A 21,174-nucleotide genomic window follows, 5' to 3' on the forward strand; every position below is an offset into this window, starting at 1 on the left:
CCCCCGCGCTGTGCGGCGATATCCTTAGCGCGCCGTCCACGCCATGCAACCGAGTGCGGTGCCGCGCCGCCGCCGGGCACGGTCGCACCGGATCGCGACCATGTTGTCGTCGGGATCGCGCGCGACCCGTGATATCGATTGTCATCGGGGCGAGGGGAAGCGCCATGGAATTGAAGACGATCGACGTCGGCATCGGCATGGCGCTGATGTTCCTGTTCGTCAGCGTGATCTGCTCGGCGGTGCGCGAGATCGGCGAACTGGCGATCAAGACGCGCGCATCGTCGCTGGCCGCGGCGATCGCCCAGATGCTCGACACCGATCAGGTGCCGGGCCGGATCGACGCCTTTTACAACGGCCCGCTGATCTCGGCGCTGTTCAAGGGCGACTACCAGGACGCGCTGGTCGGCTTTCTGCGCAAATGGGTGCCGTTCGTCGGGCGTACCGCGCTGCCATCCTACATTCCGGCCGACAGCTTCGCCAAGGCGGTGTTCCAGTTGGTGCGCGACGACAATCAGTCTGCCGGGCTGATGACGCCCAACGCGACGCTGGCGATCGGCGACCTGCGCAACTGGGCGGCGAGCACGCCGCCCGACGGGCTCAAACAGGCGGTGCAGAGCGCGCTCGATTCGGCCGACGGCGAACTGGCGACGGCGCAGGCCGCGCTCGAGCGATGGTTCAACAGCGCGATGGAGCGCGTGTCCGGCGCCTACAAGGCGCGAACCCAGCTGTGGTTGCTGCTGATCGGCTTCGTCACCGCTGCGTCGATGAACATCGACGCGGTTACCGTGATGCAGCGCCTGTCGACCGACGACAAGCTGCGCGACGCCGTGGTGGCGCAGGCCGGGGCGACGCTTGCGACCTGCGCGCAGGATCAGGCGCAGTGTATCGTCGGGCCCGGCAAGGAGACCCCGACGTCCCCCGCCACTGCCGCGCCAGCCTCGACGGCCACACCGGCAGCCGTGTCGAGCCCCGCGCCGACCTCCATCGCGCCGCCATCCGTGGCGTCCGCCGCGCCCACCACACCGGCCGTGACCGCGTCGGCCGAGGTCGACGCGCAGGTCAGCGAGATCAAGGCGGTCACCGCGCAGATGATGGAGGTAGGCTGGCCGATCGGCTGGGAAGGCGGCAAGCCCGCGCCGCAATTCGGCCTGCTCGCCACCTCGGGGCACAGCTCGGCGGATGCCTATGCCAAGATGGACCTGTGGCAGAAGTTGGCATGGTGGCTGGCGATCGTCGGCGGCTGGCTGATTACCGCAATCGGCGTGACCTTCGGCGCGCCCTTCTGGTTCGACGTGCTCAACCGCTTCATGGTCGTGCGCTCGACGGTCAAGCCCGACGAGAAGAGCGCGAAGGAGAAGAGCAAAGGGTGAAACATCGCGCCGAACGTTGCCGCGCCGTGCTGTGACGGCGAAGCGTCAGGGCAGGCTTTCCTCGACGCGCCGGTCGTCGGCCTGGCGCTCCTTCTTTTCGGCGCGTTGCTGGCGGGCCTGTTGGCGGAAGCAGCCGGTTGAACCGCCCGGGCCGACCGTGCTGCAGCTGCCGGTACCGGTGGTGCCGACGCTGTCATTGGCGACGACGCGCGACGCCCAGGCTTCGTTTTCCGGCGTGACCTGGAAATTGCGCAGCGCCTTGGGGATGCGATATTGCTCGGCGGCGCCCTGGCGGACGCAGACAACGACCTCCGCGCCGGTCGAATCGGTCGGGCAACGCTGGTTGCCGAACAACGTGAGCACGCCATTGATTGGTGCCTGGCGCGCGACCTCGCCCGTGCCGCTGTCGGTCGGTCGTTTGGGGCGCGCATCGGGATTGGCCGGGCCGGCAACCTGTTGCGCCATGGCTGGCGCGCCGAGCAGCAGCAGTGCGAGGGCAGGCAGCAGGCCTCGGGTCATGGTCGTCATCGTCACCCCTCCCGGGTCAGAGTCGCTTGGCGGTTGCGATCGCCGCCTTGCAGCCTAGGCGGATCAGGCCGCTGAGAATTGGATAAGCGGGCGCGTTTTCTGCGCCCGCCGCCAGCGCCGTTTCGCGATGCTCGACCTCTTCCGCCTGAAAATCGGCGACCGCCGCCGACAATTCCGCATCACTGGCGCCGAGCGCATGAAGCTGGTCTGAATAATGCTTGTCGATCTCGGTTTCCACCGCCGCGGTGCAGGCCATCGCCGCTTCCGGGCCGATCGCCGCGGTCACGGCGCCGAGCGCGAAGCCCGCCACGTTCCACAGCGGCTGGAGCAAAGTCGGGCGCACGCCGCGCCGCGCCATCATCGCGTCGAAGAAGACGCGGTGCCGTTCCTCCTGTTGCGCCATCCGCGCGACGGCGCGCGAGGCGGGTGAGCGGTCGCCGAGAATGGCGAGTTGCCCGGCATAGATGCGCGTCGCGCCATATTCGCCGGCCTGGTCGACGCGCACCATCGCAGCGACCGATTCGCGGCGGTCGCCGGGCAGCCAGCGGCTCATGCCCGCTTCGCCCGCAGCAGCAGGGTGAGGATGACACCGGCGCCGAGCAGCGAGAAGATCGCGTTGAAGCCGGCAAGCGAGACGTGGAACAGCGTCCATTGCGGCACGTCGCAGCGCACGATCGGTGCGTCGAGGATGCGCTTGAGCATGTCGTCGACGCTGCCGCCATGACCGGTCGCGGTCGAGGTGCAGGCGGTGATGCCCTGCCACCAATGATATTCCACCCCGGCATGAAAGATGCCGATGAAGCCCGACACCGCGATCGACACCGCGGCGAAGGCGACGCAGGCACGCTTGGCCTGCACGCCCGGCACGACAAAGGCGAGCAGCGCGAGCGGGATAGCGTCGATATGCGGATAACGCTGCCACCAGCACATCTCGCACGGATAGAGGTGGCCGATATATTGGAAGGCCAGCGCGCCGCCAAGCAGCGCGACCGGGATGACGAGCGCAAGCAGCCGCGCGGTGGCGAATCGGTCGTTCATCAGCATCGCCTTATTTCTTCGCCAGTACCGGCGCCGCGCCAAGCCGCCCGAGCGTCTGCAGCGCGTACCATAGCTGGAAATCCTCGATGCCCTTGGCCTTGAGCTGCGCCGGGGTCGCCGCGAAACGCGGATCGGTCGTGCTGTCTTCCTCGAGCACGGCGTTGTCGGCCTTGACCTCGTTGATCAGGTGGCGCCGCAGATCGTCCTCGCGGAACACCGGGCGGACCTTGTAATCGGGGTCGGAGATGTTGGGGACGGCGATGTCGGGCTGGATGCCGCCTTCCTGCACCGAGCGGCCTGACGGCGTGTAGTAGCGCGAGGTGGTGAGGCGCAGCGCGGCGTTGTTGCCGAGATCGAGCACGGTCTGCACCGAGCCCTTGCCGAACGAGCGCTCGCCCATCACCAGTCCGCGGTGATGGTCCTGCAACGCGCCGGCAACAATCTCGCTGGCCGATGCGGTGCCCGAATTGGTCAGCACGATCACCGGCAGGCCGTGCGCGAGATCGCCGCGCACCATCGATTCGGCATAGAAGCGTTCGATGTCGCGCGGGTCGCGGCCGCGTTCGGACAGCAGCTCGCCGCTGGTGACGAAGACGTCGGCAACCGCCACCGCCTCGTCGCGCAGGCCGCCGCCATTGTCGCGCAGGTCGATGACATAGCCGAGCGGATCATGCCCCAGCGTCTTGCGGATGCCGGCGATGCCGTCGATCACGCCCTGGCTGGTCTTGTCGGAGAAGGTGTTGATGTTGAGGATGCCGATCCCGTCCTTGACCGACCATTTGACCGGGCGCTGGACGATCTTCTCGCGCACCAGCGCGACCTGGATCGGCAGCGGATGGCCGGCGCGCACCAGCGTCAGCGCGATCCTGGTGCCGGGCGGCCCGCGCATCTCGGTGATCGCCTCGTCGAGCGTCTCGCCGAAGATCAGCTTGCCGTTGATATGCGTGATGTAATCGCCCGACTTGATGCCGGCGCGCTGCCCCGGCGTGTCGGCCTGCGGGGCGATGACCTTGACCGCACCATCCTCCATCGTGACCAACAGGCCGAGCCCGCCATATTCGCCCGAGGTCTGGATGCGCAGATTGTCGTAGTCGAGCCCGGTTTCATAGGCGCTGTGCGGATCGAGCGAGGCGAGCATGCCCTGGATCGCGCCTTTGATCAGCTTGTCGTCGTCGACCTTGTCGACATAGGTCGCCTTGACGCGCGCGAAGACGTCGAAGAACGGCGCGAAGGCGCGGTAAGTGCTGGTATCGACCGCCGCCATTGCTCCGGTGCCGAGCGGAACAAGCGCGAGCGCGGCGACGGTGGCGGTAGCCTGGAGAAACGCACGGGACATGAACACTGATCCGGACAATATGAGTTGACCCTATCGTAGCGGTATTGGCGCCGCGATCATAGCGGGCGGTTCGGGCAGGGGTGAGCTCCGCATAACGGCGCGACGCGGCGCTTCACCCGAGCAACGGCGTCATGTCGACGGCACGGTCGCGGCGGCGCAGCTCGACGGTGACGCGCGGACTCTCGGCGGGGCCGACGCGCCCGATCATGTCGCCCTGCGCGACGCGTTCGCCGACATGGACGGCCGCCGCGCCAAGGCCCGAGACGAGCGAGGTCCAGCCATTGCCATGGTCGATGATGACGATCTGGCCATAGCCGCGAAACTTGCCGGCATAGGCGACGCGCCCCGCTGCCGGTGCGATCACCACCGCGCTTGCGGGCGGGGCGAGCGTCAGCCCGCGCGAACGCACCCCGGCGTCGGACAATTCACCGAAGCCGGTGATCAGGCGGCCGCCGACGGGCAGGCGATAGGGCGGCGAATCGTGCGGCCAATTGATGGTGTCGAGCGTCGAGGCTGCCTCGCCGGGGCGCGGCGGGCGCGGCAGCGGGCCGGGCAATGCGGCGAGCCCGGCGCGGGTCGAGGCCTCGTCGCCCCGCTTGCCCATCTGGTCGACGATGTCGCGAGCGCGTTCGCCGAGTGCGATGGCACGGTCGGATTCGACCAGCGCATCGCGGCCCAGCGCGCGCGAGCGCAGGCGGTGCTCGGCCTCGAGCCGGGTCAGCGCGAGGCGCTGATCCTCGAGCCGGCTGCGGCTTTCCGCCAGCGCGCGGGTCGCGGTCGTCGCGCCGGCCTGCAACTGGCGGGTGCGGTCGACATCGGCGCGGATTGCGGCGGTGCGCGCACGGATCACCGGCAGCGTGCTGGCGAGCACGGCGCGGACATGGACGAGATCGTCGACCGAGCCGGGCCGGACGACAGCGATCATTGCCGGGCGCCGCGCCAGGCCCTGCAACGCGGCGAGCAGCCGCGCCACCGGCCCCTGTTGCGCCGCGAGCCGCGTCCGCTGCTGCGCGAGCAGCCGATCGACGATCGCGATCCGCGCCTGACTCGCGGCGATATCGGCTTCGGCCTGCTGGATGCGCGCGGCGACGGCTGCTTCCTGCGCGCGCGCCTGCACCGCCGCGTCGCGCTCGCGCGCGGCGGCGGCTTCGAGCCGGGCGGAGCGCTGCGCCGCCGCCTGCGACTGCGCCCGGGCGGCTTCGAGCCGGCTGCGCTGGTCATCGCCGGTCTGCGCCGCCGCCCAGGACACGAAACCAAGCGCGGCGACCAATGCCGCGCACCCGCTCAGCCAGTATCCCCACCTACCCACCGGCTAACCTTCGCGATGATAGGGATGGTTGGCAAGAATGCTCGTCGCGCGCCACAATTGTTCGGCGAGCATCGCGCGGGCGAGCAGATGCGGCCAGGTCGCGCGACCGAACGAAAAGAGCAGGTCGGCCTGCTGACGCGCGGCATCGTCGAAGCCATCGGCCGCGCCGATCATGAAGCGAGTCTCGCGCACGCCGTCGTCGCGCCAGCGGCCGAGCCGCTCGGCAAAGGCGGTCGAACCGAGCGTCTCGCCCTTTTCGTCGAGCATGACGATGCGGGTATGCGGCTCGACGACGGGAAGCCGCCCGCCCTGGTCGGGCAGTTCGGTGACCCGCGACGGCCACGCCACGCGCTTAAGATAACGATCGACGAGTTCGGCCTCGGGGCTACGCCCGATCCGCCCGCGCGCGACGATATGCAGCAGCATGGCCGGCGCGCTGACGCTGGGTCGGGCTCAGGCCTGGCCGGCAGCGGGGGCCGGGGCGGGCGGCGCATCGCCGAACGCCCACATCCGCTCGAGATTGTAGAAGCTGCGCACCTCGGGGCGGAACAGGTGGACGATGACGTCGCCGGCATCGATCAGCACCCAGTCGGCGGTCGGCAGCCCCTCGATCCGCGTCGAACGGCCGAGCTCGCCCTTGATCTTCTCGGCGAGCTTCGACGCCATCGAGGCGACCTGGCGCGTCGAGCGGCCGCTCGCGATCACCATGTGATCGGCGATCGACGATTTGCCGGCGAGCGGGATCGAGATCGTATCGACCGCCTGGTCGTCGTCGAGCGACGACAGGACGAGACGATGCAGCGCATCGACCTCATCGGGGGTGGAAGCGCGATACACGGGAGATGCTGATGCCAAGTCGGTTCCTAGGGTGTGAGGCCGGGAGCACCGAAGCGGTGCTGCCAAGCAGGATCGGCCGCGCGCAGCCGGGTTGCAGAAGTCGGGTCAGGGGAAAAGCGCAACAGCACGAGTGCCGGCAATCTCCACATCGTCCAGTTCTTCGCCTGGCGTGCGGGCCGGATGAAGCGCCGCAGCCAACCCATCGCGGGGGCCGCGTGGGCAGCACCGTCATAGCCCGGACGCGCGACAACCGCAATCGGCATCGCACGCGCGATGCCGCGCCAGTCTTTCCACTGGTCGAACTGGGCGAGATTATCGGCCCCCATCAGCCAGATGAAGCGGTGATTGGGGTAGCGACGGGTGAGCGCGCGGACGGTGTCGATCGTGTAGCGCGTGCCGAGCCGGGACTCGATGTCGGTCGCGCGGATCGGCGCATGGCGCGCCATCCGCCGCGCCGAGGCGAGGCGGATGGCGAGCGGCGCCATGTCGCGCGCCTTGTCCTTGAGCGGGTTGCCCGGCGACACCAGCCACCACACTTCGTCGAGACCGAGCGCGCGGATCGCGGCGAGACTGATCGCACGGTGGCCCTGATGTGCCGGGTTGAACGAGCCGCCGAGCAGGCCGATGCGGCGGGTCATTCGCGCCGCCCTTGCTGGCGCGCATGATATACGCGCACCACCTGAATGCCGCCGCGAACGAGCCGATAGACCAGAATGTAATCGGTCTGTGGCACCCGCCATTTGCGGATGCCTGGCTCGATCTCTGGTCCGGCATGTGGATGATCCGCCAGGAAGCGCGCGGCCGCTATGGCAAGTCGGGCGACTTTCAAGGCGAAGTCGGGGTTCAGCGTCTCATAATAGGCGTCGATGGCAGCGAGATCGACTCGCGCGGGCCATGTCCATTGAGCGCGACTCATTCAGCGGCGGTTTGGTGCCTGAGTCCCTCGACCCACGCCTCCATCTCTTCCTGGCTATACACTTCGCCACAATCGGCGGCATCGATACCCTCCTGGATGAAGGCGCGAAACGCCGTTTCCTCGTCAACAAAACGTTCGATCGCCTTGGACATGATCCAGGCACGCGATCGATCGAGTTTGGCGGCGAGCGCATCGAGCCGGTCGGACAGATCGGCATCGATGCGCGCCGTGATGACGGAGGTCTTGCTCATGTATTCAATGTATACATTGAATACAGCAGGCGCAAGATCAGCCTTTGTGCCGCGACTGGGCGATCCATTTGCCGCGGTAGCTACCCTGCATGCCGAACATCCAGCCGGGATATTCCGGCGCCAGCCGACTGGCCTCGTCGAGCGCGCGCAGCTCGGCCTCGCTGAGGTCGATCGCGACGGCGGCGAGATTGTCGTCGAGCTGGTCGGGGCGTTTGGCGCCGATGATCACGCTGGTGACGACCGGCTGGTGGAGCAGCCACGCCAGCGCGATCTGCGCGACGCTGACGCCGTGCGCCTTCGCGATCGGGTCCATCGCGTCGAGCACGGCATTGCCGCGCGTCTCGTCGACCGGCGGGAAGGTGAAGGCCTCGCGCCGCCCCTTGCCCTCGCCGCCGCGATACTTGCCCGAGAGATAGCCGCCGGCGAGCGGGCTCCACACCATCAGGCCGAGCCCCTCGGACTGCATCATCGGCACCAGCTCGCGCTCGAGATCGCGGCCGACCAAAGTGTAATAGGACTGCACCGACTGAAAGCGCGTCGCATTGGTGCGCTCGGCGATGCCCAGCGCCTTGGCGATCTGCCACGCCGCCCAGTTCGACACGCCGACATAGCGGACATGGCCCTGGCGCACGAGATCGTCGAGCGCGCGCACCGTCTCCTCGATCGGCGTCGCGGCATCCCAGCCATGGATCTGGTAGAGGTCGATATGGTCGGTGTTGAGGCGTTTCAGGCTGGCCTTGACCTGATCCATCAGATGGCCGCGCGTGGCGCCGGAATCGAGCGGCCCTTCGCCCATCGTGCCGAACGCCTTGGTCGCCAGCACGACATCCTCGCGGCGCAGGCCGAGATTGCGGATCGCCTGGCCGGTGATCTCTTCCGACTGGCCGGCCGAATAGACATTGGCGGTGTCGATGAAATTGACCCCGGCATCGATCGCACCCTTGAGCAGCGCATCGGCCTCATCCTGGCCGAGCCCGGCGATCGCCGCAAAGCGCCCCGCCGAGCCGAAGGTCATCGTGCCGAGGCACAGCTCCGAGACGAACAGGCCGGTGCGGCCGAGCGGATTGTAGCGCATATGTAATCCTTGTCGGAAAGACGGCCCCCGCCGTGAGCGGGATATGTGGGGCAGCCTGTCGGGCGGCAATGCCAGGCGCGAAATATTCCGGCGACGACCGTCAGGGAAAGCGGTGCGTGACTTCAATCAGGCCGTGAATCGCGGCGTTGAACGCTCCGAGATCTTCGGCGGGAATCCAATATTCCTCATGCGCTCGGCCGCCGGCCTGTTCGACACGGTAATTTGCGAGAAAATCTTTGCCGACCGCAAAGCGCGTGACGAAGCCAGCGCCGCTCGCCGGTACGTTCCAGTCGCGTGCGATCTTGATCGCATAGGCTTCGGTGGTGACGGGGTAGAAAATCGGCTGCCCGGGAAGGCGCGGCGGGAAGCCGGTCATGCCGCATTCCTCGATCAAGGCCAGCTCCTTGGGTCCCACCGGCCGCCAAAGAGTGACGGTGTCGCTCATGGCCTGATCTGCCCCGTCCCCCGCGCGACCCATTTATAGGTCGTCAGCCCTTCGAGCGCGACCGGGCCGCGCGCGTGGAGGCGGCCAGTGGCGATGCCGATCTCGGCGCCGAGACCGAACTCGCCGCCATCGGCGAACTGCGTGGAGGCGTTCCACAGCACGATCGCCGAATCGACGGCCGCGAGGAAGCGCTCGGCGACAGCTTCGTCATCGGCGACGATCGCATCGGTATGATGCGAGCCATGCGCCGCGATATGCGCCAGCGCGCCGTCAAGGCCGTCGACGATCGCGACCGAGGCGATCGCGTCGAGATATTCGGTGTCCCAGTCCTGCGCGCTCGCTTCGCCGATCGCGGGGACGAGCGCGCGCGCGCCCGCATCGCCGCGCACCGTGCAGCCGGCGGCGGCGAGCGCGGCGATCAGCGTCGCTGCCTGTGGGTAGGCGCAGTCGATCAGCAGCGTTTCCATCGCGCCGCACACCCCGGTGCGACGCAGCTTGGCGTTGATCGCGATCGCCTCGGCCATGGCCGGGTCGGCCGAGGCGTGTACGAAGACATGGTTGATCCCGTCGAGATGCGCGAGCACCGGCACGCGCGCCTCGGCTTGGACGCGCGCGACGAGGCTCTTGCCGCCGCGCGGGATGATAAGGTCGATCGCCCCCTCGGCCGCGAGCATCGCGCCGACCGCCGCGCGATCGGTGACGGGGATGAGTTGCACGGCATCGACCGGCAGCCCCGCCGCGGCGAGCCCGGTCGTCAGCGCGGCGTGGATCGCGCGGTTGCTCTCAATCGCTTCGGAGCCGCCGCGCAGGATGACGGCATTGCCCGAGCCGATGCACAGGGCTGCGGCGTCGGCAGTGACGTTGGGGCGGCTTTCATAGATGATGCCGATCACCCCGATCGGCACGCGTACCCGGCGCAGCACCAGCCCGTTGGCGGGGCGCGTCTCGTCGATCACCATGCCGACCGGATCGGCCAGCGTCGCGACCGTCGCGACGCCGTCGGCCATCGCGGTAACGCGCCCGGCATCGAGCTTCAGCCGGTCGAGCATCGCCGGCGACAGCCCGGCCGCCGCGCCCTTGGCCATGTCGATGGCATTGGCGGCAAGGATCGCCGGGCCGGCTGTGCGGAGCGCGTCGGCAATCGACACCAGGGCGGTCGCCTTGGTGGCACTCGACAGGCCGGCAAGTGTGGTCGCGGCGATACGCGCACGCGCACCCATCGCGGCGATCAGCGCGGCAGCATCGGTCTGGTGGTCGAAAGCGGTGGCCATGGCGGGCGCGAATATCATGCACCGCGCGTCGGCCAAAGCCCCTATCGCTTTCGCGCCCCCTATCGCTTTCACGCAAGGTAATGATATCGACCGCTTCGATGAGCGGGGGAATCGAAGCAGCGGGCGATATCGCCACCGGGGCCTTGCTGGGCCGCGCAATCGAGCCGCGCGCCGGCGAGGCAGCGGGCGGCGCGCACGGGCATGGCTTGTGTCTCAATTGCGGCACGGCACTGATCGGCGATTATTGCCATGCCTGCGGCCAGGGCGGCCATGTCCACCGCTCACTCGCCTCGATCGGGCACGACCTGCTGCACGGCGCGTTCCATTTCGAGGGCAAGATCTGGCGCACGCTGCCGATGCTGGTGCTGCATCCCGGCGCGCTGACGCGGCGCTATATCGCTGGCGAGCGCGCGCGCTTCGTCTCGCCGCTGGCGCTGTTCCTGTTCTTCGTTTTCCTGATGTTCGCGACGATCCACAGCTTTGGTGGCGAGTTGGAAGAGGTCGATGCAACGCCCGCGGCACGGGTCGAGCGCATGGCCAAGTTCGACAAGGTCATCGCGGCGTCCGAGGAGCAACTCAAACGCGCCGAACAGAGCCAGGCAAAGGGCGGCCCGGATGCCCCCGACGCCGACGACATCGCGACCCTGCGCGGCACGATCGACGGCCTGAAGAAGACCCGCGATACCTTCGCGACGAGCAAGGACGGCAAGGAGCGCGTGACCTTCAGCACCTATCTCACCGGCTGGGCACCGCTCGACAAGGGCATCGCCAAGGCCAATGCCAATCCGGGTCTGGCGCTCTACAAGCTGCAGTCGAGCGCCTATAAATATAGCTGGGCGCTGATCCCCATTTCGGTGCCGTTCGTCGCCTTGCTGTTTCTGTGGAAGCGGCGCTACAAATTGTACGACCACACCATCTTCGTCACCTACAGTCTGTCGTTCATGCTGCTGCTGGTGACGGTTTTCACGCTCGGCCTGGAAATTCACGCGCCAGGATGGATCCTCGGCCTGATGCTCGGCTTCGGCCCGCCGGTGCATCTCTTCGCGCAGCTGCGCGGTGCCTATCAGCTGCGCAAACGCTCCGCCTTGTGGCGCACCGTAGCGCTGAGCATGTTCGGCTTCGTTGCGCTCATGCTGTTCATAACGCTGCTGCTCGCGCTCGGCCTGATGGGGTGATCGCACCGCGCCCGGCTCGGGGCGCGGATCAGGGATAATCGCAGATGATCATCGGTATCGACCTTGGCACCACCAACAGTGCCGCCGCGGTGTGGCGCGACGGCGCGGCGCAGCTGATTCCCAACCGGTTGGGTCATGTCCTGACGCCGTCCGCCGTCAGCGTCGATGCCGACGGCACGATCGTCGTCGGGCTCGCCGCGCGCGAGCGCCAGGCGCATGACGCCGCCAATACCGTCACCGCCTTCAAGCGATATATGGGGACGCGGCGCACCACCAAGCTCGGCCGTCACAGCTTCACCGCCGAGGAACTGTCGGCGATCGTGCTGCGCTCCCTGAAGGAGGATGCCGAGGCCTTTCTCGGCGAGCCGGTGACCGAGGCGGTGATCACCGTGCCGGCCTATTTCAACGACAAGCAGCGCAAGGCGACCCACCGCGCGGGCGAACTGGCGGGGCTGAAGGTCGAGCGGCTGATCAACGAGCCGACCGCTGCCGCGCTGGCCTATGGTATCCAGAATCTCGACAGCGAATCGCGCTTCTTCGTGTTCGATCTCGGCGGCGGCACCTTCGACGTGTCGATCGTCGAGATCTTCGAGGGCGTGATCGAGGTGCGCGCCTCGACCGGCGACAACCGGCTCGGCGGCGAGGATTTCAACGACCTGCTGATCAACCTGATGCGCGACCATGTCGGCGCGGCGTGGCAGGCCGACCGGCTTGATGACGCGCTGCACCAGAAGATCCGCGAACAGGCCGAGCGCGCGCGGCGCACGCTGAGCAGTGCCGGGTCGGCGACGATGACGGTGACGTGGCGTGACGAGACGCACAGCATGGATGTCGATACCGCCACGTTCGAGGCGGCGGCCGCGCCGATGCTCGAGCGGTTGCGCGAGCCGGTGCTGCGCGCGCTGCGTGACAGCGAGATCAAGCCCGACGCGCTGTCGGAGATCATCCTGATCGGCGGGGCGACGCGCATGCCGCTGGTGCGGCGCGCGGTCGCGCGGATGTTCGGGCGTTTTCCCAATGCCAGCATCAACCCCGACGAGGCGGTCGCACTCGGTGCGGCGGTCCAGGCCGGGCTCAAGGCCCGCGATGTGGCGCTGAAGGAAGTCGTCGTGACCGATGTCTGCCCCTATTCGCTCGGCGTCGACATGTCGCGTCACCTGCCGGGCGGCGGCGTCGAGACGGGCATCTTCGCCCCGATCATCGAGCGCAACACCGTCATCCCGGCGAGCCGCATGCACAGCTTCGGCACGATGCATGACAATCAGGCGGTGGTCGAGTTCGGCATCTTTCAGGGCGAAGCGCGCGCCGTCGCCGACAATGTCGAGATCGGCCGGACCAAGGTGCGCGTCCCGCGCGGTCCAGCCGGACAGGCCGTCGATGTGCGCTTCTCCTACGACGTCAGCGGCCTGCTCGAGGTCGATATTGTCGTGCAGCAGACCGGCGAAAAGACCACGTTGGTGATCAACGACGATGCCGCCGGCGACGACGCCGCACTGGCCGGGCGGCGTGCGGCGCTCGCCGCGCTCAAGACGCATCCGCGCGACAGCGAGGCCAATCGCGCGGCGCTGGCGCGCGGCGATCGTGCCTATGAGAATGCGCTGGGCGACCAGCGCGCGATGATCGACATGTTGATCAGCGAGTTTCGCGTCGCGATCGACGGGCAGGACCCGCGCGTCATCGAACAGGCGCGCGCGCGTTTCCAGTCCGCGATCGACGCGATCGAGGGCGAAACCTTTTTGTGAAGAGCGCCTGGGCGATCCTCGGCGTCGCGCGCGGCGCGGATCGCGATACGATCCGCAAGGCCTATGCGCGCAAGCTCAAACTGACCAACCCCGAGGACGATCCGGAAGGGTTCAAGCAACTGCGCGCCGCCTATGAGCAGGCGCTCGAGGCGCTGCGCTGGGCGCAGTTCGACTTCGACGACGAGGACGCCGGGCAGGAAGACGATGCGGCTGTAAGTGACGGGCCGGTCGATGATGCGCGTTGGACGGAACCGGCGCATGGGGAGGCAGCCGCGCCCGGCGGCATCCTCACCGTTGAAGAGCAGACGCGGATCGACGAACTCGCTGCCTTCAACGAGATTGCCCGGGGGCTGGCCGCGTTGCTCGAAGCACCCGAGCGCGATGACCGCGCGGTCGAGCGGCAATTCGCTGCCTTTCGCCAGGCGCCGGCACTGACCGAGATCGCCGTACGCGCATCCGCCGAGACCTGGCTTGCCGACCTGCTCGCCCGCACCATCCCGCAAAGCGACGCGATCCTGCGTCAGGCGACCGATCTGTTCGGCTGGAACGACAGCCGGCGGCAATCCTGGTCGGTCATGCGCATCCTGGCGCGGCTCGACGAATGGCAGCTGATCGCCGCGCTCGGTCGGTCGGACCATCGGTTGCATCGTGGCTGGCTCGCCCTGCGCCGCCCGTTAAAGGGCGATCTGGCGTGGCGGCTGCGGACGCTCACGCCCGGCGTCGCAGACCAGGTGCGGGCGTTGCTCGCGCGCATCGATGGCGATGCGCCGGGGGTGGCCTATTCGCTCGACCCCGGCGCCGTGACGCGCTGGCGCGCCTGGCTTGCCGAGCCGCGCATCACTCCCGGCAAGCTGATCGCCGCGCCGATCGGGCTGGCGATCGTCTGGCTGTTCGCGCGGCTAGTTGCGCCGGGCGCGTGGCGCAATATGGCCCTGGGGCTGGGCGCGGGCGTCGCTTTGTTCCTGCCGGTGCTGCTGCTGGTCGGCGAGCGGCTGCGGCACCGGATCGTAACGCGCTCGCCATGGCGCGAACATGGCTGGATCGCCGCCTATGTTCTTGCGGCGGTGGTGGTGTTGCTGACCCCGCCGGGTACGGTCGCGGCGATGGTCGTGGCGATGCTGGCGATGATCGCCGGGTTGTGGATCGGCTTGCAGCGCGATCCGGACGCGCCGATCGCAATGGGGCGCGGCAGGACGATCTGGCTGACATTGCTCTACGTGGCGGGTGTCGCCGCCGTCGGTTTTCTGCGCATCGAGCCCTCATCGGCGCTGATTCTTGGCGTGGTGCTGCCGCTCTACCCGTTGATGCGGATCATCGCGTGGCAGGGGCTGACGCGCTGGCTGGGGGCGTGGCGGCCGCTGTGGCGCGATGTCGGCCTGACGCTCGCTGTCGTCGCTGCCGTGATCCTCACCGCAACCGGCGGCGCGGTGCGGACGCATTTCGGTACCGGTGTGATGGACGAACTGCTCGTTGCGGGCCTGGTCGGTGGCATCCTGATCCTGCCGCCGACATCGCTCCTGGGCGGCTTTGGCAGCGGTTGGGGCAAGCTGGTCCATTTCATCGTCGTGCGCGGGCTGACCGTGGCGCTGATCGCGACCATTTCCGGTGTGCTGTTGAACGATGATCGCGGTCGTACGGCGCTGGGCGACGACCTGTCGCCCAGTGCCACGGTCGAGCGCCGCGCAGATCGACTGCTCGGCGACATCCAGCGCAGCGAGCCGGGTTTCGCGCGAATCGCAGCCGGCAACCCGTCGCTCTTTGCGGCGATGCGCGCGACGGTGCATCGCGACGTGCGCGAACGGCGCAGCGAGAATGTCATCCGCGACCTGAATGCACAGATCGCCGAGCGCTTCGCCGTGTTGCTGCCGGCAGCGAGCGATGCCCAGCTGGCCGAGGAATTGCGCATCAGGCTGGCCGAACGCCAGGCGCTTCAGGCGCGCGACCCGGCGGCCTGCGCCGATGCGGACCGTTCGTCGCTGCCGCCGGCGCTCGCCGCGCGGCGCAAGGCGCTGGTGTTCGACGTGCTCGCCCACCCGCCCGCGACCCCGCCCGGCGGCGGTCACGCGCTGACGAGTCGTCGCCTGATCGAAGAGGCGATGCGCAAGGACGGGCTGAGCGTTCCCGAGCTCAATCGCCTGTTCGCTGACGATGCCGGCCCCGCCGCGCGCTGCCGCGCCGCGCTCGTCTATCTCGGCGCGCTCGCGGCGCACACCGACAGGGACATCGCCGCAACGCTTCGCGCCGAACGCAAGGCGGCGAAGCGGCCCTGACGAACTACCCCCGCGTGGGCGAGGCGGACCCTCAGCGGCAGGGATAATGCGCGATGATGACCCGCGCGAAGCCATCCTTCACGCTCGCGGCGCGCTGCGCCGGGGGTAAAGCCGCGAACCATTTCAGCAGCTCGTCGGAGGTCATCTTGGTTCCTTCGGGCGCGCAGGCCAGCGGCGGCTGGCCGGCCGCCTTGCGCGCGGCCTTGTCGGCCTTCCAGGCGGTGGTCGCGTCCGCGATCTCGGCCTTGAGCACGCCGATATCGGACGACAGCATCGCCATCATCCCTTTCGCCTTGAGCGCACTGGCCTTGGCGAGGAACTGATCGACCGTCATCGCCTGCGCCGCCAGCGGCATCATCGCCGCCGCTACTGCCGCCACCACCAATACCGAACGCCGCATGCAAAAAACCCTCCCGCCGTGATCGACGAGGGGGCTAATGCCAACGGGATGTCCCGTCGATGAACGCGCGCGGTTATGCCCCGGCAGGTGCCGGGTTGCCGAACGGACCCTGGCCTTTGGGGCGGCGGGTTTTGGGGATCGAGGTGCCGCCGGTCGGCAGCGTCGAGCCCTTGGCGTCGTTGTCTGGGCGATCGATCGAACCGCCAGTGGCGAGGTGCTTGATCTCGTCGCCGGTGATCGTCTCGAACTCGAGCAGCGCGCCCGCAATCTGGTGGAGCTGCTCGATATTGTCGGTCAGCACCTTGGTCGCGCGCTTGTGGCCGTCATCGACGAGGCGGCGGATCTCGCTGTCGATCAGCAAGGCCGTCTCGTTCGACATGTTATGCCGCTGGGTCTGCGAGTAACCGAGGAAGGTCTCGCCCTGCTCCTCTTCATATTCGAGCGGGCCGAGCTTTTCCGACATGCCCCAGCGCATCACCATCGCGCGCGCCAGCTTGGTCGCCTGCTTGATGTCGCCGGACGCACCCGACGACACCTTGTCGTGACCGAAGATCAGTTCCTCGGCGACGCGGCCGCCCATCGCGATGGCGAGATCGGCGTACATCTTGTCGCGGTGATAGGAGTAGTTGTCGCGCTCGGGCATCGACACAACCATGCCCAGCGCGCCGCCGCGCGGGATGATCGTCGCCTTGTGGATCGGGTTCGACGCCGGCTCATGGACATGGACCAGCGCGTGGCCCGCCTCATGATAGGCGGTCATGCGCTTTTCCTCGTCGGTCATGACGAGCGACTTCCACTCGGTGCCCATGATCACGCGGTCCTTGGCGAGCTCGAACTGCGCCATCGCGACGAGGCGCTTGCCGAGTCGCGCCGCCATCAGCGCCGCCTCGTTGACGAGGTTCGCGAGATCGGCGCCCGACATGCCCGGCGTACCGCGCGCGATGGTGCGCGCGTCGACGTCGGGGGCCAGCGGGACCTTCTTCATGTGCACTTCGATGATCTTCACGCGGCCCTCGATATCGGGCAGCGGCACCGTCACGCGGCGATCGAAGCGGCCCGGGCGCAGCAGCGCCGGATCGAGCACGTCGGGCCGGTTGGTCGCGGCGATGATGATGATGCCTTCATTGGCCTCGAAGCCGTCCATCTCGACCAGCAGCTGGTTGAGCGTCTGCTCGCGCTCGTCATTACCGTTGCCGAGGCCGGCACCGCGATGGCGCCCGACCGCGTCGATTTCGTCGATGAAGACGATGCACGGCGCCGACTTCTTGGCCTGTTCGAACATGTCGCGCACGCGGCTTGCGCCGACGCCGACGAACATCTCGACGAAGTCCGAGCCGGAAATGGTAAAGAACGGCACGCCGGCCTCACCCGCGATGGCGCGGGCGAGCAGCGTCTTGCCGGTGCCGGGCGAGCCGACCAGCAGCGCGCCCTTGGGAATCTTGCCGCCGAGCCGGGCGAACTTGGTCGGGTCCTTGAGGAACTCGACGATCTCCTGCAGCTCCTCGCGCGCCTCGTCGATGCCGGCGACGTCGTCGAAGGTCACCTTGCCCTCACGCTGCGTCAGCATCTTGGCGCGGCTCTTGCCGAAGCCCATCGCGCCCGACCCCGACCCTTTTTGCATCTGGCGGATGACGAAGAAGGCGAGGCCCACCATCAACAGGAACGGCAGCGACTGATACAGCAGCAGCTGCCAGATCGGCGCGCCCTCCTCGGGCTTGGCGGTGATCGTCACGCTGTTCTTGCGCAACTTGTCCGCCAGCTGCGGATCGGGGATCGCATAGGTGCGGAATTTTTCGTTGTTCTTCATCGAGCCGGTGATGACCTCACCGGCGATGTTGACCTCGCCGACAGTGCCGGCCTCGACCTTGTCGAGGAACGCCGAATAAGGGATCGTGTTGACCCCCGCCGTCTGGGCGCGCCCGTCGAGCATGGTGACGAACAGCGCCCCCGCGACGAGGATGCCGACCCAGATGAGCAGATGCTTCATCCACGGGTTGGGCCCACCGGCATCGGGACCCTGCGGCTTGTCTTGATCGTTCATCGGCTTTGCGCACCTTTCGTCACCACACAAGATAGGCGACGCAGGATTAATGGCAATGGAACGCGGCGCTATTTGGGCCGATCGGCATCACCGGCGCGGCGGTGCCGGGCGAAAATGCCAGATTCCGCGCTTGCTCGATGCCATGACCCCCGCCTGCGTCGCCGATGTGCCGCCTTCCAGCGCGTCGAGCAGCGACTCGACATTGCTCGCCGAATCGAACGCCGGGCGCGTGATCGCGGCGGCACAGCGGACCTGCTCGATCGCGCGGCGGGCGATGCGGCGGCGCAGATCGCGCGGCATGTCGGGCAAAGCGATCTCGACCGTGCCGCGTTCGGATACGCTTGCGTGGTCGCGCCAGAAACGATCGGCGAGCTCGGCCAGCGCGGCATCGGCCTCGGCGGCATGCGTCGCGGCGCGCGCGAGGTTGACCGGATCGAGCCAGGTCTGCTCGGTCAGCAGCTGGCGGACGCGGACGCGCTCGAAGCGGGTATCGCGGTTGCTCGGATCGTCGACGAACGGCACGCCGGCGGCCTCGACCAGCGCGCGCAGCGCCGCGCGGCGCCAGGCGAGCAGGGGGCGGACCAGGGTGAGGGTACCGAGATCGCGTCGCGCGCGGATTCCCGCGAGGCCGGCTGGACCACTGCCACGGGCGAGGCGCATCAGGAAGGTCTCGGCCTGGTCGTCGGCATGATGCGCCGTGGCCAGGATCGTCGCACCGGCGTCGGTCGCCCAGCGTCTCAGCAGATCGTAGCGCAGCGCACGCGCCTCGGCCTGGATGTCGCTCGGGCCGATCGTGCGGTCGGCGGTGAGCGTGGCATGCGGAACATCGGCGTCGGCGCACCACGAAGCGACCATCGCCGCTTCCTCGGCCGCCGCGGCCCGCAGACCGTGGTCGACCGTCGCGGCGATCACCTGGCCGGGCAGGGCGGTCGCGGCGAGCGCGAGCAGCGCCATGCTGTCGGCGCCGCCCGAAACGGCCAGTGCCAGCCTCGCCTCCGGGGCGAGCGGCTGACCCAGCGCCCGGTCGAGATCGCGGCGAAACCGGGCGATCTCGTCGGCCGGGAGCGCGCGCGCGCGCACCCGATCAACCGCGACCGGGCACCGTCCGCGTCATTTGCACTTCGCTCGTGCGCGGCCCTCGGTCAGGTCGGCCTTGATCTTCGCGGTCAGCTTCGGCCCATATTTCAGCGCCTCGTCATAGACCTGGCAGATGTCCGCCGCGGGCTTGTTGAGCGCCTTCAGCGCCTCGGCGAGGTTCATCAGGCTGTCCGGCGCGCGGTCACCGTCGGGGAACTTCTTGTAGCTCTTGTAGAAGGCCAGCGCCGCTGCGGCCGGCTTGCCGTCGTCGAGATAGGCGCGGCCGATCAGGTTCTGTGCGTAGCTGGCGCGCTTGTGCCGCGGATATTTGCTGACGATCTCCTCGAACTGCGCCTGCGCCTCGGGGTAAAGCTTCGCCTGGAAAAGCCGATAGCCGTAGAGATAGCCGTCCTCTGCCGGATCGCCGGTGGCGGGCTTCTCGATCGCCGCGATGCGCGCGCCGCGGCCCGGATCGCGCACCGCCGGCGTTGAGGGCTTGGTCGGCCCGGTCGAGGATGGCTTGGTGGGGCTCGGCGTGGCGCCGGGCTTCGGTGTCGGCCTGGCGACTGGCTCGGTCAGCCCCGTGCCGGCGGTCGCGGTCGCGCCGTCCTCCAGCGCCTTCAGCCGCGCATCGGTGATCCGCTTATAGGCGTTGAAGGCATCCTCGAGCACCTGGAGGCGGTGGGTCGTGGTCTCGACCTGGCCGGTAACGGTGGAAAGGCGCATTTCGAGCGCGTCGACGCGCGCGTTCAGGTCGGTCACGGGACTGCTCGACGGCGCGCCGGGGACGACCGTGTCGGAAACCCGCGGTGCGTTGTCGGGCAGAACATATTGCCCGCTGCCGCCCGGGAACACCTTGCGCTGGACCGCCCGCATCTCGCTTTCGAGCCGGTCGACGCGGCCTTCGATCGCGGTCTGCGCCTGTGCCGCGATCGGCATCAGGCTCAGCCCGGCGAGCAGCAATGCCCTGGTCATCACGTTACGCATCATACACCCCCCGGTGTCGGTTGATCGCCCGGTATAGTGTCATTGTAGCGTAACCCTCAAGGCGTTGGTGTCGCGGTAGCGACCGGCTTCGCCGGTGCCGGTGCAGCGGGCGCGGCGATGTTGAGCGCTGGCACGCTGGTCGGAACGGGCTTCGGAGCCGCGGTGTGACGCGGCGTCGGGCGCGGCGTCGGTGACGTAGCGGCGCGGTCGGATGACGCGCTGGCGGCCGGCGTCGGGGTCGCGTCGGGTGAAGGAGTCGGGCGGGCTAGCAACGCGGCGGCGCTGATCGGCACGTCCTTGATTGCGACCTTGCCGCTACCCAAAGCGGGTACCACGCTGCCATTGACCGTGACCTGCAGCTTGTCGGGCCGGCCGACATTGATCATCGGGTTCTGCGCGGTGGCGGGCACCTCGAAATGGTCGCCCGGCTTGAGCGTGTTCTCGAACAGCGTCTTGCCCTTGGGCGAACCGTCGGCTTCGTAGACGCGCAGCCAGACTTCGTCATTGGCGGTCAGCATGACCTGGCCGGTAACCGGCGTCGTCGGCGCTGCAGCGACGGCCTGCGACGGCGCGTCGCTCGGCACGACCAGCGGCGGCGGGCTGTTCTCCTGGCCGCGGAACAGGTTGGTGCCGAACCACAGCCCCGCGCCGATCAGCAACAGGACCGCGATGATGCCGCCGAACATGGCGACGCCGCGGCTCGGTACGCGCGACGGATCGTTGATCTCATAGGCTTCATATTCGGTACGGCGCACCGTCGTTTCGTTGATGCCGCGCACCTCGCGCGCGATCGTCACCTCGTCGAGGCCGACCGCCCGCGCATAGGCCTTGGCGAAGCCGACGGCGTAGGTGATCGACGGCAGCTGGGCGAACTCGGAATTCTCGATCGCCTCGAGCTGGCGCAGCGGGATGCGCGTGCGGGCAGCGATCTCGGCCAGCGACAAGCCCTGCGCCTCGCGCGCCTCGCGCAGTTTCTCGCCGGCGGTCTTGGGGAACAGCGTCGCTTCTTCGCCGGCGGAAGGATCGGTCATGTAAATCTCCGGCAGGTTGCTTGCGGCCCGTTATTCCCTGCGTCGCGCCACCGTCTCACAAAGCGCTGCCCCGGT

At 68.2% G+C, this 21,174-nt stretch carries 22 protein-coding genes; 4 read left to right on the plus strand and 18 right to left on the minus strand.

What is annotated here, in order from left to right; genetic code table 11:
• Positions 1–164: 164 nt before the first annotated feature.
• On the plus strand, positions 165–1,370 hold the full coding sequence (locus tag U1839_RS09690) for a hypothetical protein (protein WP_332803438.1): 1,206 nt from the start codon (positions 165–167) through the stop codon (positions 1,368–1,370).
• Positions 1,371–1,415: 45 nt separating this feature from the next.
• On the opposite strand, the gene U1839_RS09695 is transcribed toward U1839_RS09690, so the two are convergent.
• The 13 genes from U1839_RS09695 to U1839_RS09755 form a co-directional block, all read right to left on the minus strand.
• Positions 1,416–1,898, minus strand: a complete 483-nt coding sequence (locus tag U1839_RS09695; protein WP_332803439.1) for a hypothetical protein — start codon at positions 1,896–1,898, stop codon at positions 1,416–1,418.
• A 16-nt stretch (positions 1,899–1,914) separates the two neighbouring features.
• Positions 1,915–2,451 (minus strand): demethoxyubiquinone hydroxylase family protein, encoded by a 537-nt coding sequence (locus U1839_RS09700; RefSeq protein ID WP_332803440.1) that lies wholly within the window; start codon positions 2,449–2,451, stop codon positions 1,915–1,917.
• Complete coding sequence (locus U1839_RS09705; protein ID WP_443030595.1) at positions 2,448–2,936, minus strand: disulfide bond formation protein B; 489 nt, start codon at positions 2,934–2,936, stop codon at positions 2,448–2,450. The genes U1839_RS09700 and U1839_RS09705 overlap by 4 nt, the downstream gene beginning before the upstream one ends.
• 10 nt (positions 2,937–2,946) lie before the next feature.
• On the minus strand, positions 2,947–4,272 hold the full coding sequence (locus U1839_RS09710) for a S41 family peptidase (RefSeq protein WP_332803442.1): 1,326 nt from the start codon (positions 4,270–4,272) through the stop codon (positions 2,947–2,949).
• Positions 4,273–4,384: 112 nt separating this feature from the next.
• The gene (locus U1839_RS09715) at positions 4,385–5,581 is read right to left on the minus strand and encodes a murein hydrolase activator EnvC family protein (protein ID WP_332803443.1); all 1,197 of its coding nucleotides are present in this window, start codon (positions 5,579–5,581) and stop codon (positions 4,385–4,387) included.
• Positions 5,582–5,584: 3 nt separating this feature from the next.
• Positions 5,585–6,007 (minus strand): 23S rRNA (pseudouridine(1915)-N(3))-methyltransferase RlmH, encoded by a 423-nt coding sequence (locus U1839_RS09720; RefSeq protein ID WP_332803444.1) that lies wholly within the window; start codon positions 6,005–6,007, stop codon positions 5,585–5,587.
• A 27-nt stretch (positions 6,008–6,034) separates the two neighbouring features.
• The gene (gene rsfS / locus U1839_RS09725) at positions 6,035–6,418 is read right to left on the minus strand and encodes a ribosome silencing factor (RefSeq protein WP_332803445.1); all 384 of its coding nucleotides are present in this window, start codon (positions 6,416–6,418) and stop codon (positions 6,035–6,037) included.
• Positions 6,419–6,444: 26 nt separating this feature from the next.
• On the minus strand, positions 6,445–7,056 hold the full coding sequence (locus U1839_RS09730) for a nicotinate-nucleotide adenylyltransferase (RefSeq protein WP_332803446.1): 612 nt from the start codon (positions 7,054–7,056) through the stop codon (positions 6,445–6,447).
• Complete coding sequence (locus U1839_RS09735) at positions 7,053–7,334, minus strand: type II toxin-antitoxin system RelE/ParE family toxin (protein ID WP_332803447.1); 282 nt, start codon at positions 7,332–7,334, stop codon at positions 7,053–7,055. The genes U1839_RS09730 and U1839_RS09735 overlap by 4 nt, the downstream gene beginning before the upstream one ends.
• Positions 7,331–7,585 (minus strand): CopG family ribbon-helix-helix protein, encoded by a 255-nt coding sequence (locus tag U1839_RS09740; protein ID WP_332803448.1) that lies wholly within the window; start codon positions 7,583–7,585, stop codon positions 7,331–7,333. The genes U1839_RS09735 and U1839_RS09740 overlap by 4 nt, the downstream gene beginning before the upstream one ends.
• A 37-nt stretch (positions 7,586–7,622) precedes the next feature.
• Positions 7,623–8,660 carry an aldo/keto reductase gene (locus U1839_RS09745; RefSeq protein ID WP_332803449.1) on the minus strand — a complete coding sequence of 346 codons (1,038 nt, stop codon included), beginning with the start codon at positions 8,658–8,660 and terminating at the stop codon, positions 7,623–7,625.
• A gap of 100 nt (positions 8,661–8,760) precedes the next feature.
• Positions 8,761–9,105, minus strand: coding sequence for a hypothetical protein (locus U1839_RS09750; RefSeq protein ID WP_332803450.1), 345 nt, complete (start codon positions 9,103–9,105; stop codon positions 8,761–8,763).
• Complete coding sequence (locus tag U1839_RS09755) at positions 9,102–10,376, minus strand: glutamate-5-semialdehyde dehydrogenase (protein WP_332803451.1); 1,275 nt, start codon at positions 10,374–10,376, stop codon at positions 9,102–9,104. Before U1839_RS09755 ends, U1839_RS09750 begins: the two co-directional genes overlap by 4 nt.
• Positions 10,377–10,474: 98 nt before the next feature.
• Here U1839_RS09755 and U1839_RS09760 point away from each other — a divergent pair, with 98 nt between their 5' ends.
• The 3 genes from U1839_RS09760 to U1839_RS09770 are packed head-to-tail and all read left to right on the plus strand — an operon-like array spanning position 10,475 to position 15,563.
• A complete protein-coding gene (locus U1839_RS09760; RefSeq protein ID WP_332803452.1) occupies positions 10,475–11,551 on the plus strand; it encodes a DUF3667 domain-containing protein in 1,077 nt (358 codons plus the stop codon).
• Positions 11,552–11,595: 44 nt separating this feature from the next.
• Entirely contained in the window at positions 11,596–13,293 is a 1,698-nt protein-coding gene (locus U1839_RS09765) for an Hsp70 family protein (protein ID WP_332803453.1), read from the plus strand.
• On the plus strand, positions 13,290–15,563 hold the full coding sequence (locus U1839_RS09770; protein WP_332803454.1) for a hypothetical protein: 2,274 nt from the start codon (positions 13,290–13,292) through the stop codon (positions 15,561–15,563). The genes U1839_RS09765 and U1839_RS09770 overlap by 4 nt, the downstream gene beginning before the upstream one ends.
• 31 nt (positions 15,564–15,594) lie before the next feature.
• On the opposite strand, the gene U1839_RS09775 is transcribed toward U1839_RS09770, so the two are convergent.
• From U1839_RS09775 to U1839_RS09795, 5 genes are all read right to left on the minus strand, one after another.
• A complete protein-coding gene (locus tag U1839_RS09775; RefSeq protein WP_332803455.1) occupies positions 15,595–15,963 on the minus strand; it encodes a hypothetical protein in 369 nt (122 codons plus the stop codon).
• 73 nt (positions 15,964–16,036) lie between these two features.
• A complete protein-coding gene (ftsH, locus tag U1839_RS09780) occupies positions 16,037–18,004 on the minus strand; it encodes an ATP-dependent zinc metalloprotease FtsH (RefSeq protein WP_281129991.1) in 1,968 nt (655 codons plus the stop codon).
• An 87-nt stretch (positions 18,005–18,091) separates the two neighbouring features.
• Positions 18,092–19,084: a tRNA lysidine(34) synthetase TilS gene (gene tilS, locus U1839_RS09785; RefSeq protein WP_332803456.1), complete on the minus strand. Its 993-nt coding sequence runs from the start codon at positions 19,082–19,084 to the stop codon at positions 18,092–18,094.
• A gap of 30 nt (positions 19,085–19,114) precedes the next feature.
• Positions 19,115–20,068 carry a tetratricopeptide repeat protein gene (locus U1839_RS09790; RefSeq protein WP_332803457.1) on the minus strand — a complete coding sequence of 318 codons (954 nt, stop codon included), beginning with the start codon at positions 20,066–20,068 and terminating at the stop codon, positions 19,115–19,117.
• Positions 20,069–20,124: 56 nt separating this feature from the next.
• On the minus strand, positions 20,125–21,099 hold the full coding sequence (locus U1839_RS09795) for a helix-turn-helix domain-containing protein (RefSeq protein WP_332803458.1): 975 nt from the start codon (positions 21,097–21,099) through the stop codon (positions 20,125–20,127).
• Positions 21,100–21,174: the final 75 nt, after the last annotated feature.

The sequence above is a fragment of the Parasphingomonas halimpatiens genome (assembly GCF_036663795.1).
Classification (GTDB): Bacteria; Pseudomonadota; Alphaproteobacteria; order Sphingomonadales; family Sphingomonadaceae; genus Sphingomonas.

What these genes read in the sequence shown, in the direction of transcription:
- U1839_RS09690 (WP_332803438.1), top strand. Translation starts at nt 165, where the DNA reads ATGGAATTGAAGACGATCGACGTCGGCATCGGCATGGCGCTGATGTTC.
- U1839_RS09695 (WP_332803439.1), bottom strand. Translation starts at nt 1,898, where the DNA reads ATGACGACCATGACCCGAGGCCTGCTGCCTGCCCTCGCACTGCTGCTG.
- U1839_RS09700 (WP_332803440.1), bottom strand. Translation starts at nt 2,451, where the DNA reads ATGAGCCGCTGGCTGCCCGGCGACCGCCGCGAATCGGTCGCTGCGATG.
- U1839_RS09705 (WP_443030595.1), bottom strand. Translation starts at nt 2,936, where the DNA reads ATGAACGACCGATTCGCCACCGCGCGGCTGCTTGCGCTCGTCATCCCG.
- U1839_RS09710 (WP_332803442.1), bottom strand. Translation starts at nt 4,272, where the DNA reads ATGTCCCGTGCGTTTCTCCAGGCTACCGCCACCGTCGCCGCGCTCGCG.
- U1839_RS09720 (WP_332803444.1), bottom strand. Translation starts at nt 6,007, where the DNA reads ATGCTGCTGCATATCGTCGCGCGCGGGCGGATCGGGCGTAGCCCCGAG.
- U1839_RS09730 (WP_332803446.1), bottom strand. Translation starts at nt 7,056, where the DNA reads ATGACCCGCCGCATCGGCCTGCTCGGCGGCTCGTTCAACCCGGCACAT.
- U1839_RS09735 (WP_332803447.1), bottom strand. Translation starts at nt 7,334, where the DNA reads ATGAGTCGCGCTCAATGGACATGGCCCGCGCGAGTCGATCTCGCTGCC.
- U1839_RS09740 (WP_332803448.1), bottom strand. Translation starts at nt 7,585, where the DNA reads ATGAGCAAGACCTCCGTCATCACGGCGCGCATCGATGCCGATCTGTCC.
- U1839_RS09745 (WP_332803449.1), bottom strand. Translation starts at nt 8,660, where the DNA reads ATGCGCTACAATCCGCTCGGCCGCACCGGCCTGTTCGTCTCGGAGCTG.
- U1839_RS09750 (WP_332803450.1), bottom strand. Translation starts at nt 9,105, where the DNA reads ATGAGCGACACCGTCACTCTTTGGCGGCCGGTGGGACCCAAGGAGCTG.
- U1839_RS09755 (WP_332803451.1), bottom strand. Translation starts at nt 10,376, where the DNA reads ATGGCCACCGCTTTCGACCACCAGACCGATGCTGCCGCGCTGATCGCC.
- U1839_RS09760 (WP_332803452.1), top strand. Translation starts at nt 10,475, where the DNA reads ATGAGCGGGGGAATCGAAGCAGCGGGCGATATCGCCACCGGGGCCTTG.
- U1839_RS09765 (WP_332803453.1), top strand. Translation starts at nt 11,596, where the DNA reads ATGATCATCGGTATCGACCTTGGCACCACCAACAGTGCCGCCGCGGTG.
- U1839_RS09775 (WP_332803455.1), bottom strand. Translation starts at nt 15,963, where the DNA reads ATGCGGCGTTCGGTATTGGTGGTGGCGGCAGTAGCGGCGGCGATGATG.
- ftsH (WP_281129991.1), bottom strand. Translation starts at nt 18,004, where the DNA reads ATGAACGATCAAGACAAGCCGCAGGGTCCCGATGCCGGTGGGCCCAAC.
- U1839_RS09790 (WP_332803457.1), bottom strand. Translation starts at nt 20,068, where the DNA reads ATGCGTAACGTGATGACCAGGGCATTGCTGCTCGCCGGGCTGAGCCTG.
- U1839_RS09795 (WP_332803458.1), bottom strand. Translation starts at nt 21,099, where the DNA reads ATGACCGATCCTTCCGCCGGCGAAGAAGCGACGCTGTTCCCCAAGACC.